Origin of the sequence: Psychrosphaera haliotis, assembly GCF_009728465.1 — a bacterium.
Lineage (GTDB): Bacteria > Pseudomonadota > Gammaproteobacteria > Enterobacterales > Alteromonadaceae > Psychrosphaera > Psychrosphaera haliotis.
On sequence record NZ_WOCD01000004.1, the window covers coordinates 1 to 15,400 of the forward strand.

The 15,400-nt window shown below is 46.1% G+C and carries 1 protein-coding gene, 4 tRNA genes, 6 rRNA genes and 1 pseudogene; all 12 read right to left on the reverse strand.

The genetic code is table 11. From position 1 onward, the window contains the following. Window positions 1–194 precede the first annotated feature (194 nt). Window positions 195–1,450: pseudogene (locus GNP35_RS10545) on the reverse strand (M28 family metallopeptidase); the annotation flags it as partial. Window positions 1,451–1,635: 185 nt separating this feature from the next. Continuing rightward, window positions 1,636–2,166: a hypothetical protein gene (locus tag GNP35_RS10550; RefSeq protein WP_155696104.1), complete on the reverse strand. Its 531-nt coding sequence runs from the start codon at window positions 2,164–2,166 to the stop codon at window positions 1,636–1,638. Window positions 2,167–2,632: 466 nt separating this feature from the next. Next, window positions 2,633–2,747, reverse strand: a 5S ribosomal RNA gene (gene rrf, locus GNP35_RS10555). 166 nt (window positions 2,748–2,913) lie between these two features. Continuing rightward, a 23S ribosomal RNA gene (locus GNP35_RS10560) occupies window positions 2,914–5,792 on the reverse strand. 298 nt (window positions 5,793–6,090) lie between these two features. Beyond that, window positions 6,091–6,166, reverse strand: a tRNA-Ala gene (locus GNP35_RS10565). Window positions 6,167–6,279: 113 nt separating this feature from the next. Beyond that, window positions 6,280–6,356: transfer RNA gene (locus GNP35_RS10570), tRNA-Ile, on the reverse strand. Window positions 6,357–6,464: 108 nt separating this feature from the next. Further along, window positions 6,465–7,997: ribosomal RNA gene (locus tag GNP35_RS10575) — 16S ribosomal RNA — on the reverse strand. A gap of 1,228 nt (window positions 7,998–9,225) precedes the next feature. Continuing rightward, window positions 9,226–9,340, reverse strand: a 5S ribosomal RNA gene (gene rrf, locus GNP35_RS10580). Window positions 9,341–9,471: 131 nt separating this feature from the next. After that, window positions 9,472–12,350: ribosomal RNA gene (locus GNP35_RS10585) — 23S ribosomal RNA — on the reverse strand. Between the two features lie 296 nt (window positions 12,351–12,646). Then, a tRNA-Ala gene (locus GNP35_RS10590) sits at window positions 12,647–12,722 on the reverse strand. Between the two features lie 113 nt (window positions 12,723–12,835). Continuing rightward, window positions 12,836–12,912, reverse strand: a tRNA-Ile gene (locus tag GNP35_RS10595). Between the two features lie 108 nt (window positions 12,913–13,020). After that, a 16S ribosomal RNA gene (locus GNP35_RS10600) occupies window positions 13,021–14,554 on the reverse strand. Together the 16S, 23S and 5S rRNA genes with 4 tRNA genes alongside form the textbook arrangement of a ribosomal RNA operon. Window positions 14,555–15,400 lie beyond the last annotated feature (846 nt).

Consider the following 15,400-nt stretch of genomic DNA (forward strand, 5'->3'; position numbering starts at 1 on the left):
CTAATTTACGTTTATCAGTATTCATACAGACTCTTTTATTATAGCGGATAGGTTCAGTTAATAACTCAGGTTACTTGATCATGTATTTTTCAATTATACGCAATGAAAATGGGTAAAAAGGAAAGCCAAATTATAGCATTGTGAATAGGTAAAGAAAAAGCAGGAGCACCGTTGAAAGGTGCTCAATGTCGAAGTTATTCACCAAAATCGCCAGCAGCACCCGGGGAAAACAACTGGACTCTCAGTGCGATCTTTACTAACGCTTGCTGCAACACCAAAAAAGTAGTTATCTATTACAACATTTCTAAGGTAAATTCGGTTACATCTCCTACAAAGCGACTAAATTGCCACTGAGGCGAATCAGTGTACCTCCAGTAAATTTTGTATCCTAAAAACTGAGGTTTTGCTGTTTATTTATTGCAGCCCAACTAAGTGTGGTGTGCGGTAAAACAGCACCTGCTATTTGGACTTTGCTTGGTGGAGGTGGTGCCCATGCCATTGAGGCGAGAGAAACTGCATTTAATGATGTCAATTTTGCCGCATACTCAAAGTCGACACCGTCAATGGTATCGCCGTATTCAATTCCGTTTTCGGTTCTAAGGTCTTGATGTTGACGGTTGTAATTCTCATTAGTTTCCATGATTCGAATACCAGGGTAACCTAAGTCATTAAACGGACGATGGTGCCCACCTCGTCGAAATCGATCTAATCTATAAATGACCATAGTGTCCAAGTTTGGTATATATCGATCAGCCATTAAATCAATATACCTTGCAAGGTTACGGCTAGGCGAGTCAACTTCTCCGCCTGTAAAACGACGCAAATTTGATTCTTTCGACGTTTCATTTTGACGCGTGCCTTCGGCAAAGATCCTCGCCGTAGTATTGTTAATTACGCCATTTACACCTTCAATGTTGCCAATCATATCGTTGTTAAGCACAGCTTTAAGACGCCAACTATTTTTCTGTGCATGTTCTGCTAAGATTCGACCACCAAATAAACCCTGCTCTTCACCTGCTAAGGCAGCATATACGATACTGCCATTAAATTTATATTGGCTTAGTACTCTGGCGGCCTCTAACGTACCGGCAACACCAGACGCATTATCATTAGCGCCTGGAGCGTCTGATGTATAGTCCATTACATCGCTTACTCTCGAGTCAATATCGCCAGACATTAATACATACCGACCAGGATCAGTTGATCCCTTCTGAATTGCAATTACACTTACCACTTCGGTAGCTTTCGGAATTCGCTTCGCACCCTTTATCGTTTCTGATTGGTAAAATACTTCTAAACATCCGCCACAGTTTTCGGAAATCAATTCAAATTCAGCTTTTATCCAACGACGGGCCGCTCCTATTCCTCGTGTATCAGATGTGGTCTCAGATAGGGTATGTCTAGTTCCAAAACCAACAAGCTTTTCAATATCTTTTTCAATACGATTTGGCGAAATATCTGAAACAATTTTATGTAAGCTCTCATCAGCATTATTAATTATTGCTGGATCGGCAGATACATATAGTTGCGGTGTGGTAGCTGCCATTACTAATAATATGATCTTTCCGTTGATATTCTTAAACATTCTTATTCCTATTAAATTATGTTCGTTATCAAATTTTTATAACGTCTAATCTATAACGCTTTTTTATCTTTATATCGTTTCTTAACTATGAACTGCTGATAATTTGTTAAATCTTTGTATGTTCTTTTAGTAATTGATTCAATTTCGGTGTGATAGCTAATGTCTCTCAGCCACTCTATATTATATGGACATTTCTTGATTAACCGACGAATGACCTTTCGAGTATCTATATAGTTCATGCCTTTAGATTTATAAAATAGGACTTCTGCAAACATGGTTGGGGTTACACAGTAATAGTTTTTACTATCTGACTCTAAGAATTTAGTATCGAAAGAAGATACCGCTAAGTTAGAATTTGGTTTAGGTATGTGAATAGTCACACTCCCCTTAACTAATGTTTTACCTGTCTTTTGCGTAAAACCGAGGGACTCAAAAAACGAAATAACGTATTTGCGTTGGCCAATAGAAAGCACATCATAATCATTCCTAACAAAAAAATTGTCATCGTATACCGTAATTAAAGGCAAGCCTTCTAAAGCATATAGATTGTTGTCTCTGTTCAGTGCTGAAAAGTCGATCATTTACGCTGCCTTAAAATTCATAACGCTCTTAAAGTTCTTCACGCTATTTGTTCCATCTATTATTACGAGTATAACATCAGATAGATCATAGAAAAGGAAAGGTAGGAGCCTTAGAGCGGCCACATTAGTGAGCGTTATTTTTGATTTTGCTGAATTCCAAACGTAAAAAATCCTCCGCACTTACGTACGTAGAGCAGGATGTTCAAGTGTCGCGAAGGCATGGATGCCTAGGAGCGACCGAGGGAGAGCGCATTTCGAGTGAATTGGATAAATCGCAGGCAATAAAAACCCCCTCGCACAACGTGCAAGGGGTTAGTATGGGAGCCTGGCGGTCGACTGCATGGATGCAGTCGGTTGATTGCGTCGGGAACGAGCAATCTAGAGCGTTAGCGAGCCGCCTTAATTGCTTAACGCCTAGAACGAAAAAATCCCCCGCACATATGTACGAGGGATTATTCAATTGGGAGCCTGGCGGTGAGCTACTCTCGCATAGCAAATGCTACACTACCATCGCCGCAGCTGCGTTTCACTTCTGAGTTCGAAATGGAATCAGGTGGGTCCACAGCGCTATTGCCACCAGGCAAAGACTTGTCTTTAATAATCTAGAAAGCGTGTACCACTAAAAGCAGTACATGATAAATTTGTTATTCAACCAAAATAATTTTGAGTATCTGCGACCTCCATGGATGGAGGAAGTGTCGATTGTTGTCTGGAACAACTTCGACAAAGAGAACACTTAAGCGTTGTATGGTTAAGCCTCACGGGCAATTAGTATAAGTTAGCTTAATGCCTCACAGCACTTCCACACCTTACCTATCAACGTTGTAGTCTTCAACGACCCTTTAGGACAGTTAAACTGTCAGGGATGACTCATCTCGAGGCTCGCTTCCCGCTTAGATGCTTTCAGCGGTTATCGATTCCGAACGTAGCTACCGGGCAATGCCATTGGCATGACAACCCGAACACCAGCGGTTCGTCCACTCCGGTCCTCTCGTACTAGGAGCAGCCCCTCTCAATCATCCAACGCCCACGGCAGATAGGGACCGAACTGTCTCACGACGTTCTAAACCCAGCTCGCGTACCACTTTAAATGGCGAACAGCCATACCCTTGGGACCGACTTCAGCCCCAGGATGTGATGAGCCGACATCGAGGTGCCAAACACCGCCGTCGATATGAACTCTTGGGCGGTATCAGCCTGTTATCCCCGGAGTACCTTTTATCCGTTGAGCGATGGCCCTTCCATACAGAGCCACCGGATCACTATGACCTACTTTCGTACCTGCTCGACATGTCCGTCTCGCAGTTAAGCTTGCTTCTACCATTACACTAACCGTACGATGTCCGACCGTACTTAGCAAACCTTCGTGCTCCTCCGTTACTCTTTGGGAGGAGACCGCCCCAGTCAAACTACCCACCAGACACTGTCCACAACCCCGATAAGGGGCCAATGTTAGAACATCAAACATACAAGGGTGGTATTTCAAGGATGGCTCCACCTGAACTGGCGTCCAAGTTTCATAGCCTCCCACCTATCCTACACATGTAGGTTCAATGTTCAGTGTCAAGCTGTAGTAAAGGTTCACGGGGTCTTTCCGTCTAGCCGCGGGTACACAGCATCTTCACTGCGATTTCAATTTCACTGAGTCTCGGGTGGAGACAGCGTGGCCATCATTACACCATTCGTGCAGGTCGGAACTTACCCGACAAGGAATTTCGCTACCTTAGGACCGTTATAGTTACGGCCGCCGTTTACCGGGGCTTCGATCATGAGCTTCTCCGAAGATAACCCAATCAATTAACCTTCCGGCACCGGGCAGGTGTCACACCGTATACGTCATCTTTCGATTTAGCACAGTGCTGTGTTTTTAATAAACAGTTGCAGCCACCAGGTCACTGCGACCCACTTCAGCTCCGGCAGCAAGTGCCTTCACCTAACGTGGGCGTACCTTCTCCCGAAGTTACGGTACCATTTTGCCTAGTTCCTTCACCCGAGTTCTCTCAAGCGCCTTAGTATTCTCTACCTGACCACCTGTGTCGGTTTGGGGTACGGTTCTTAATCATCTGAAGCTTAGAGGCTTTTCCTGGAAGTATGGCATCAATGACTTCATCACCTTAGTGACTCGTCTCGTGTCTCAGTATTAGCCGCCCGGATTTACCTAAGCAGCCTACCTACACACTTTCACACGGACAACCATCGCCGTGCTCACCTAGCCTTCTCCGTCCCCCCATCGCAATGATTAAAAGTACAGAAATATTAATCTGTTTCCCATCGACTACGCATTTCTGCCTCGCCTTAGGGGCCGACTTACCCTACCCTGATTAGCATGGGATAGGAACCCTTGGTCTTTCGGCGTGGGGGTTTTTCACCCCCATTATCGTTACTCATGTCAACATTCGCACTTCTGATATGTCCAGCAGACTTCTCAATCCACCTTCAACCACTTACAGAACGCTCCCCTACCTAGCGAATAAATTCGCTACCGCAGCTTCGGTGTTATGCTTAGCCCCGTTACATCTTCCGCGCAGGCCGACTCGACTAGTGAGCTATTACGCTTTCTTTAAAGGGTGGCTGCTTCTAAGCCAACCTCCTAGCTGTCTAAGCCTTCCCACATCGTTTCCCACTTAGCATAAACTTTGGGACCTTAGCTGGCGGTCTGGGTTGTTTCCCTCTCCACGACGAACGTTAGCACCCGCCGTGTGTCTCCCGGATATTACTTTACGGTATTCGGAGTTTGCATGGGGTTGGTAAGCCGGGATGGCCCCCTAGCCCAAACAGTGCTCTACCCCCGTAAGTATTCGTCCGAGGCTCTACCTAAATAGATTTCGGGGAGAACCAGCTATCTCCCGGTTTGATTAGCCTTTCACTCCTAGCCACAGGTCATCCCCTAACTTTTCAACGTTAGTGGGTTCGGTCCTCCAGTTGATGTTACTCAACCTTCAACCTGCCCATGGCTAGATCACCGGGTTTCGGGTCTATACCTTGCAACTTATTCGCCCAGTTAAGACTCGGTTTCCCTACGGCTCCCCTATTCGGTTAACCTTGCTACAAAATATAAGTCGTTGACCCATTATACAAAAGGTACGCAGTCACAGAACAAGTCTGCTCCTACTGCTTGTACGTATACGGTTTCAGGTTCTATTTCACTCCCCTCACAGGGGTTCTTTTCGCCTTTCCCTCACGGTACTGGTTCACTATCGGTCAATTGGGAGTATTTAGCCTTAGAGGATGGTCCCCCTATCTTCAGTCAAAGTTTCTCGTGCTCCGACCTACTTAATATGTCCAACATGGCTTGTCGTGTACGGGACTATCACCCACTATCGTTGCACTTTCCAGAGCATTCCACTAAACCATGCTGATTCGGCTGTTTCCCGTTCGCTCGCCGCTACTTAGGAAATCTCGGTTGATTTCTTTTCCTCCGGGTACTTAGATGTTTCAGTTCTCCGGGTTCGCTTCGTATAGCTATGTATTCACTATACGATACCCTAAAAAGGGTGGGTTTCCCCATTCGGAAATTCTGGTTTATAACGGTTTTTATCACCTTAACCAGACTTATCGCAGATTAACACGTCCTTCATCGCCTCCAATTGCCAAGGCATCCACCGTATACGCTTATTCACTTAACCATACAACCTTAAATGCTCTCGCATCTCTAGTCGTATATTATGTGTCATATTTATTGGTTACTTGACTTGTATAAGGCCAAGAACCTGACATAAATAACGCTTGAGTTTTCTCTTACAGTGATAATCAAAATTATTTTTTTAGTTGTTGAATAACAAATAAATAAACAATAATGTTTACCTTATTTTTTATCAGCTTTCCAAATTGTTAAAGAGCATGAGTTTATAAAAAACTCTAAACGATGCACACTAACTAATGTGTATGGTTTAGGGTTTTGAATCGAGAAACTGAGTGTCAGTATGGTGGAGCTACGCGGGATCGAACCGCGGACCTCTTGAATGCAAATCAAGCGCTCTCCCAGCTGAGCTATAGCCCCATACTGAAGTCACGTCATTAAAACGATTGTCCAAATCACATTTGACAAGGCATTTTGTTACGCGGTTTAGACTATCTAAACAAGTAACGAAATAACGCAGTCAGGTGAGATTTTGGTAGGCCTGGGCAGACTTGAACTGCCGACCTCACCCTTATCAGGGGTGCGCTCTAACCAGCTGAGCTACAGGCCTATCGTTTATGCTACAAACTCTCGAATGCAGCTAACAGCTTGCAGCTTTCTCGCTCATTATTCGTAATTAATTATTTGTGTGAACACTTCGAAGGTGTAACTTCGTATATAAGGAGGTGATCCAGCCGCAGGTTCCCCTACGGCTACCTTGTTACGACTTCACCCCAGTCATGAACCACAAAGTGGTGAACGCCCTCCCGAAGGTTAAGCTATCCACTTCTTTTGCAGCCCACTCCCATGGTGTGACGGGCGGTGTGTACAAGGCCCGGGAACGTATTCACCGTGGCATTCTGATCCACGATTACTAGCGATTCCGACTTCATGGAGTCGAGTTGCAGACTCCAATCCGGACTACGACAAGCTTTATGGGATCCGCTTACTCTCGCGAGTTTGCAACCCTTTGTACTTGCCATTGTAGCACGTGTGTAGCCCATCTCGTAAGGGCCATGATGACTTGACGTCGTCCCCACCTTCCTCCGGTTTGTCACCGGCAGTCTCCTTAGAGTTCCCACCATTACGTGCTGGCAACTAAGGATAAGGGTTGCGCTCGTTGCGGGACTTAACCCAACATTTCACAACACGAGCTGACGACAGCCATGCAGCACCTGTCTCAGAGTTCCCGAAGGCACTAAAGCGTCTCTGCTAAATTCTCTGGATGTCAAGAGATGGTAAGGTTCTTCGCGTTGCATCGAATTAAACCACATGCTCCACCGCTTGTGCGGGCCCCCGTCAATTCATTTGAGTTTTAACCTTGCGGCCGTACTCCCCAGGCGGTCTACTTAATGCGTTAGCTGCGCAAGACAGAGCTTAAGCTCCAAACTGCTAGTAGACATCGTTTACGGCGTGGACTACCAGGGTATCTAATCCTGTTTGCTACCCACGCTTTCGTACATGAGCGTCAGTGTCGACCCAGGTGGCTGCCTTCGCCATTGGTATTCCTTCAGATCTCTACGCATTTCACCGCTACACCTGAAATTCTACCACCCTCTGTCGCACTCTAGCCATCCAGTTTCAAATGCAGTTCCCAGGTTGAGCCCGGGGCTTTCACATCTGACTTAAATGGCCGCCTGCGTACGCTTTACGCCCAGTAATTCCGATTAACGCTCGCACCCTCCGTATTACCGCGGCTGCTGGCACGGAGTTAGCCGGTGCTTCTTCTGCGAGTAACGTCACACCTAGCCGGTATTAACGACTAAGCTTTCCTCCTCGCTGAAAGTGCTTTACAACCCGAAGGCCTTCTTCACACACGCGGCATGGCTGCATCAGGCTTTCGCCCATTGTGCAATATTCCCCACTGCTGCCTCCCGTAGGAGTCTGGACCGTGTCTCAGTTCCAGTGTGGCTGATCATCCTCTCAGACCAGCTAGGGATCGTGGGCTTGGTGAGCCTTTACCTCACCAACTACCTAATCCACTTGGGCTTCTCTAAAGGCGGGAGCCGAAGCCCCCTTTGAGCCGTAGCTATCATGCGGTATTAGCAGTCGTTTCCAACTGTTGTCCCCCACCTAAAGGCAAATTCCCAAGCATTACTCACCCGTCCGCCACTCGTCAGCAACTAGCAAGCTAGTTCTGTTACCGTTCGACTTGCATGTGTTAGGCCTGCCGCCAGCGTTCAATCTGAGCCATGATCAAACTCTTCACTTAAAAGTTTAATCGCTACCCATTGAATTCTGTTCAAATAAATTTCGTTCAGACACTCAATTGATAGTTACAAGTACTAAGCTGCCTTCCGAAGAAGAACCTTAGTGTGTTTTGTTACTACTCATCGGAGTGCCCACACAAATAATTAATTACAAATTGTTAAAGAACGTTTAGAGCCTTTCTGCTCTTGGTCTCGACTCTGTCTCAACCGGGATGCGCATTCTACACTTCCCTAATTCGTTGTCAACGTTTTTAGTAAATCTTTTTCGTTATTTTGAAGAAGTTTTCTAAACCGTTTTGAGTCAATCCAAACCACCTTCACTTAACGTTTCAAGCCGTTTGATGTCTCCCTGACAACGAGGACGCATTATAGAGATCTAATTACGTTGCGCAAGCGCTTTTGTTAAAAAAGTGTGTTTTTCTTGTTGTTCGGCTAAATATGTATCGATATGGGTTGTTTTCATACGACAACTGTCAGTTTTGATTAAAAAATCACTCTACTTAATGCTGTTTGGAACCAGCTGCAATGTATTGCCAGCGTTTATAGATACCGAGTGTTTGGCCGCTTGGGACTGCAAATACAAGCGTGTTTGACGCTTTTATGGGTATAAACTAAAAAAACTAGACTATAGGACAACCTCTTTTTCTACTGGTTTTTATTCCGCCCCAGTCATCTCACAAAGCTTTTCCGTGTTCGAATCTATTCAAAGTAAAATAGCCATCATTCACAGTTATTAATTAGCTTAAAAACGCTACAAGAATAAAACCACGCATGGCTTAGTGATAAAAGTAGACATAAAAAGCGCTAATTTCCAAAGTTATTGCGCAATTATTCATGATTTTTAAAAAAGTTCATAGGAAGGAAGCGTTCGTTGGAAGAACGTTGTAGAAACAATAAACCAAAAAAACGAGATAACAGAGACGTCAGTCGAATTCCAAGCAATAAAACCCCGACGCAAAACAGGGTACTCAAGTGCTGCGAAGGCATGGATGCCTAGGAGCGACCGAGGGAGAGCGCATTTCGAGTGAATTGGATAAATCGCAGGCAATAAAAACCCCTCGCACAACGTGCAAGGGTCAGTATGGGAGCCTGCCGGTCGACTGCATGGATGCAGTCGGTTGATTGCGTCGGGAACGAGCAATCTAGAGCTTTAGCGAGCCGCCTTAATTGCTTAACGCCTAGAACGAAAAAATCCCCCGCACATATGTACGAGGGATTATTCAATTGGGAGCCTGGCGGTGAGCTACTCTCGCATAGCAAATGCTACACTACCATCGCCGCAGCTGCGTTTCACTTCTGAGTTCGAAATGGAATCAGGTGGGTCCACAGCGCTATTGCCACCAGGCAAAGCTGTTTGTAATCGATGTTTTATAAACACCGCTTACTTAAATTGTCTTAACAATTAGAAAGCTGAAATAAGGTAATATTGTTTGTAATAATTCTGACCATCAGTGCTCAAGAACACTTAAGCGTTGTATGGTTAAGCCTCACGGGCAATTAGTATAAGTTAGCTTAATGCCTCACAGCACTTCCACACCTTACCTATCAACGTTGTAGTCTTCAACGACCCTTTAGGACAGTTAAACTGTCAGGGATGACTCATCTCGAGGCTCGCTTCCCGCTTAGATGCTTTCAGCGGTTATCGATTCCGAACGTAGCTACCGGGCAATGCCATTGGCATGACAACCCGAACACCAGCGGTTCGTCCACTCCGGTCCTCTCGTACTAGGAGCAGCCCCTCTCAATCATCCAACGCCCACGGCAGATAGGGACCGAACTGTCTCACGACGTTCTAAACCCAGCTCGCGTACCACTTTAAATGGCGAACAGCCATACCCTTGGGACCGACTTCAGCCCCAGGATGTGATGAGCCGACATCGAGGTGCCAAACACCGCCGTCGATATGAACTCTTGGGCGGTATCAGCCTGTTATCCCCGGAGTACCTTTTATCCGTTGAGCGATGGCCCTTCCATACAGAGCCACCGGATCACTATGACCTACTTTCGTACCTGCTCGACATGTCCGTCTCGCAGTTAAGCTTGCTTCTACCATTACACTAACCGTACGATGTCCGACCGTACTTAGCAAACCTTCGTGCTCCTCCGTTACTCTTTGGGAGGAGACCGCCCCAGTCAAACTACCCACCAGACACTGTCCACAACCCCGATAAGGGGCCAATGTTAGAACATCAAACATACAAGGGTGGTATTTCAAGGATGGCTCCACCTGAACTGGCGTCCAAGTTTCATAGCCTCCCACCTATCCTACACATGTAGGTTCAATGTTCAGTGTCAAGCTGTAGTAAAGGTTCACGGGGTCTTTCCGTCTAGCCGCGGGTACACAGCATCTTCACTGCGATTTCAATTTCACTGAGTCTCGGGTGGAGACAGCGTGGCCATCATTACACCATTCGTGCAGGTCGGAACTTACCCGACAAGGAATTTCGCTACCTTAGGACCGTTATAGTTACGGCCGCCGTTTACCGGGGCTTCGATCATGAGCTTCTCCGAAGATAACCCAATCAATTAACCTTCCGGCACCGGGCAGGTGTCACACCGTATACGTCATCTTTCGATTTAGCACAGTGCTGTGTTTTTAATAAACAGTTGCAGCCACCAGGTCACTGCGACCCACTTCAGCTCCGGCAGCAAGTGCCTTCACCTAACGTGGGCGTACCTTCTCCCGAAGTTACGGTACCATTTTGCCTAGTTCCTTCACCCGAGTTCTCTCAAGCGCCTTAGTATTCTCTACCTGACCACCTGTGTCGGTTTGGGGTACGGTTCTTAATCATCTGAAGCTTAGAGGCTTTTCCTGGAAGTATGGCATCAATGACTTCATCACCTTAGTGACTCGTCTCGTGTCTCAGTATTAGCCGCCCGGATTTACCTAAGCAGCCTACCTACACACTTTCACACGGACAACCATCGCCGTGCTCACCTAGCCTTCTCCGTCCCCCCATCGCAATGATTAAAAGTACAGAAATATTAATCTGTTTCCCATCGACTACGCATTTCTGCCTCGCCTTAGGGGCCGACTTACCCTACCCTGATTAGCATGGGATAGGAACCCTTGGTCTTTCGGCGTGGGGGTTTTTCACCCCCATTATCGTTACTCATGTCAACATTCGCACTTCTGATATGTCCAGCAGACTTCTCAATCCACCTTCAACCACTTACAGAACGCTCCCCTACCTAGCGAATAAATTCGCTACCGCAGCTTCGGTGTTATGCTTAGCCCCGTTACATCTTCCGCGCAGGCCGACTCGACTAGTGAGCTATTACGCTTTCTTTAAAGGGTGGCTGCTTCTAAGCCAACCTCCTAGCTGTCTAAGCCTTCCCACATCGTTTCCCACTTAGCATAAACTTTGGGACCTTAGCTGGCGGTCTGGGTTGTTTCCCTCTCCACGACGAACGTTAGCACCCGCCGTGTGTCTCCCGGATATTACTTTACGGTATTCGGAGTTTGCATGGGGTTGGTAAGCCGGGATGGCCCCCTAGCCCAAACAGTGCTCTACCCCCGTAAGTATTCGTCCGAGGCTCTACCTAAATAGATTTCGGGGAGAACCAGCTATCTCCCGGTTTGATTAGCCTTTCACTCCTAGCCACAGGTCATCCCCTAACTTTTCAACGTTAGTGGGTTCGGTCCTCCAGTTGATGTTACTCAACCTTCAACCTGCCCATGGCTAGATCACCGGGTTTCGGGTCTATACCTTGCAACTTATTCGCCCAGTTAAGACTCGGTTTCCCTACGGCTCCCCTATTCGGTTAACCTTGCTACAAAATATAAGTCGTTGACCCATTATACAAAAGGTACGCAGTCACAGAACAAGTCTGCTCCTACTGCTTGTACGTATACGGTTTCAGGTTCTATTTCACTCCCCTCACAGGGGTTCTTTTCGCCTTTCCCTCACGGTACTGGTTCACTATCGGTCAATTGGGAGTATTTAGCCTTAGAGGATGGTCCCCCTATCTTCAGTCAAAGTTTCTCGTGCTCCGACCTACTTAATATGTCCAACATGGCTTGTCGTGTACGGGACTATCACCCACTATCGTTGCACTTTCCAGAGCATTCCACTAAACCATGCTGATTCGGCTGTTTCCCGTTCGCTCGCCGCTACTTAGGAAATCTCGGTTGATTTCTTTTCCTCCGGGTACTTAGATGTTTCAGTTCTCCGGGTTCGCTTCGTATAGCTATGTATTCACTATACGATACCCTAAAAAGGGTGGGTTTCCCCATTCGGAAATTCTGGTTTATAACGGTTTTTATCACCTTAACCAGACTTATCGCAGATTAACACGTCCTTCATCGCCTCCAATTGCCAAGGCATCCACCGTATACGCTTATTCACTTAACCATACAACCTTAAATGCTCTCGCAGATTCAGTCGTATTTATGTGTCATATTTATTGGTTACTTGACTTGTATAAGGCCAAGAACCTGACATAAATAACGCTTGAGTTTTCTCTTACAGTGATAATCAAAATTATTTTTTAGTTGTTGAATAACAAATAAATAAACAATAATGTTTACCTTATTTTTTATCAGCTTTCCAAATTGTTAAAGAGCATGAGTTTATAAAAAACTCTAAACGATGCACACTAACTAATGTGTATGGTTTAGGGTTTTGAATCGAGAAACTGAGTGTCAGTATGGTGGAGCTACGCGGGATCGAACCGCGGACCTCTTGAATGCAAATCAAGCGCTCTCCCAGCTGAGCTATAGCCCCATACTGAAGTCACGTCATTAAAACGATTGTCCAAATCACATTTGACAAGGCATTTTGTTACGCGGTTTAGACTATCTAAACAAGTAACGAAATAACGCAGTCAGGTGAGATTTTGGTAGGCCTGGGCAGACTTGAACTGCCGACCTCACCCTTATCAGGGGTGCGCTCTAACCAGCTGAGCTACAGGCCTATCGTTTATGCTACAAACTCTCGAATGCAGCTAACAGCTTGCAGCTTTCTCGCTCATTATTCGTAATTAATTATTTGTGTGAACACTTCGAAGGTGTAACTTCGTATATAAGGAGGTGATCCAGCCGCAGGTTCCCCTACGGCTACCTTGTTACGACTTCACCCCAGTCATGAACCACAAAGTGGTGAACGCCCTCCCGAAGGTTAAGCTATCCACTTCTTTTGCAGCCCACTCCCATGGTGTGACGGGCGGTGTGTACAAGGCCCGGGAACGTATTCACCGTGGCATTCTGATCCACGATTACTAGCGATTCCGACTTCATGGAGTCGAGTTGCAGACTCCAATCCGGACTACGACAAGCTTTATGGGATCCGCTTACTCTCGCGAGTTTGCAACCCTTTGTACTTGCCATTGTAGCACGTGTGTAGCCCATCTCGTAAGGGCCATGATGACTTGACGTCGTCCCCACCTTCCTCCGGTTTGTCACCGGCAGTCTCCTTAGAGTTCCCACCATTACGTGCTGGCAACTAAGGATAAGGGTTGCGCTCGTTGCGGGACTTAACCCAACATTTCACAACACGAGCTGACGACAGCCATGCAGCACCTGTCTCAGAGTTCCCGAAGGCACTAAAGCGTCTCTGCTAAATTCTCTGGATGTCAAGAGATGGTAAGGTTCTTCGCGTTGCATCGAATTAAACCACATGCTCCACCGCTTGTGCGGGCCCCCGTCAATTCATTTGAGTTTTAACCTTGCGGCCGTACTCCCCAGGCGGTCTACTTAATGCGTTAGCTGCGCAAGACAGAGCTTAAGCTCCAAACTGCTAGTAGACATCGTTTACGGCGTGGACTACCAGGGTATCTAATCCTGTTTGCTACCCACGCTTTCGTACATGAGCGTCAGTGTCGACCCAGGTGGCTGCCTTCGCCATTGGTATTCCTTCAGATCTCTACGCATTTCACCGCTACACCTGAAATTCTACCACCCTCTGTCGCACTCTAGCCATCCAGTTTCAAATGCAGTTCCCAGGTTGAGCCCGGGGCTTTCACATCTGACTTAAATGGCCGCCTGCGTACGCTTTACGCCCAGTAATTCCGATTAACGCTCGCACCCTCCGTATTACCGCGGCTGCTGGCACGGAGTTAGCCGGTGCTTCTTCTGCGAGTAACGTCACACCTAGCCGGTATTAACGACTAAGCTTTCCTCCTCGCTGAAAGTGCTTTACAACCCGAAGGCCTTCTTCACACACGCGGCATGGCTGCATCAGGCTTTCGCCCATTGTGCAATATTCCCCACTGCTGCCTCCCGTAGGAGTCTGGACCGTGTCTCAGTTCCAGTGTGGCTGATCATCCTCTCAGACCAGCTAGGGATCGTGGGCTTGGTGAGCCTTTACCTCACCAACTACCTAATCCCACTTGGGCTTCTCTAAAGGCGGGAGCCGAAGCCCCCTTTGAGCCGTAGCTATCATGCGGTATTAGCAGTCGTTTCCAACTGTTGTCCCCCACCTAAAGGCAAATTCCCAAGCATTACTCACCCGTCCGCCACTCGTCAGCAACTAGCAAGCTAGTTCTGTTACCGTTCGACTTGCATGTGTTAGGCCTGCCGCCAGCGTTCAATCTGAGCCATGATCAAACTCTTCACTTAAAAGTTTAATCGCTACCCATTGAATTCTGTTCAAATAAATTTCGTTCAGACACTCAATTGATAGTTACAAGTACTAAGCTGCCTTCCGAAGAAGAACCTTAGTGTGTTTGTTACCACTCATCGGAGTGCCCACACAAATAATTAATTACAAATTGTTAAAGAACGTTTAGAGCCTTTCTGCTCTTGGTCTCGACTCTGTCTCAACCGGGATGCGCATTCTACACTTCCCTAATTCGTTGTCAACGTTTTTAGTAAATCTTTTTCGACCTCTTGGAGGTAATAGCGAAGAAGTTTTCTAAACCGTTTTGAGTCAATCCAAACCACCTTCACTTAACGTTTCAAGCCGTTTGATGTCTCCCTGACAACGAGGACGCATTATAGAGATCTAATTACGTTGCGCAAGCGCTTTTGTTAAATATAACCACTAAAATAAACCGACCGAACAAAGATTAAACAAGTCGTTTAAAATGCAAACTGAAACACCTCTTTTTTAGTTAATTTAGGGTAAAAACTTTAGTACTTAATATTCGGCCAACCTCAAAATAACTAGAACTATGACAGAAATGGGTCTAGCGTATAAATATCTCCTTATAGAATGTGTATGGAAATACGCTAATAAAGTACAATAGGGAAAACAGATACAGTTCATATTTAACAATGGAGAGATACATTGACTGATTATTTAATTAAGAACTTAAGTAACGAAGACTTTGCAGCAGTAATAGAAAAACAGTAATAGAAACTGGGCAATAAAGTTCATGGAGATGGCTTTTAGATGAAAACGTTATAGGCAAGATCTTAGATCAAAGTACGGTAGGTTCATTAAATGCTAGTTACGTTATGTAT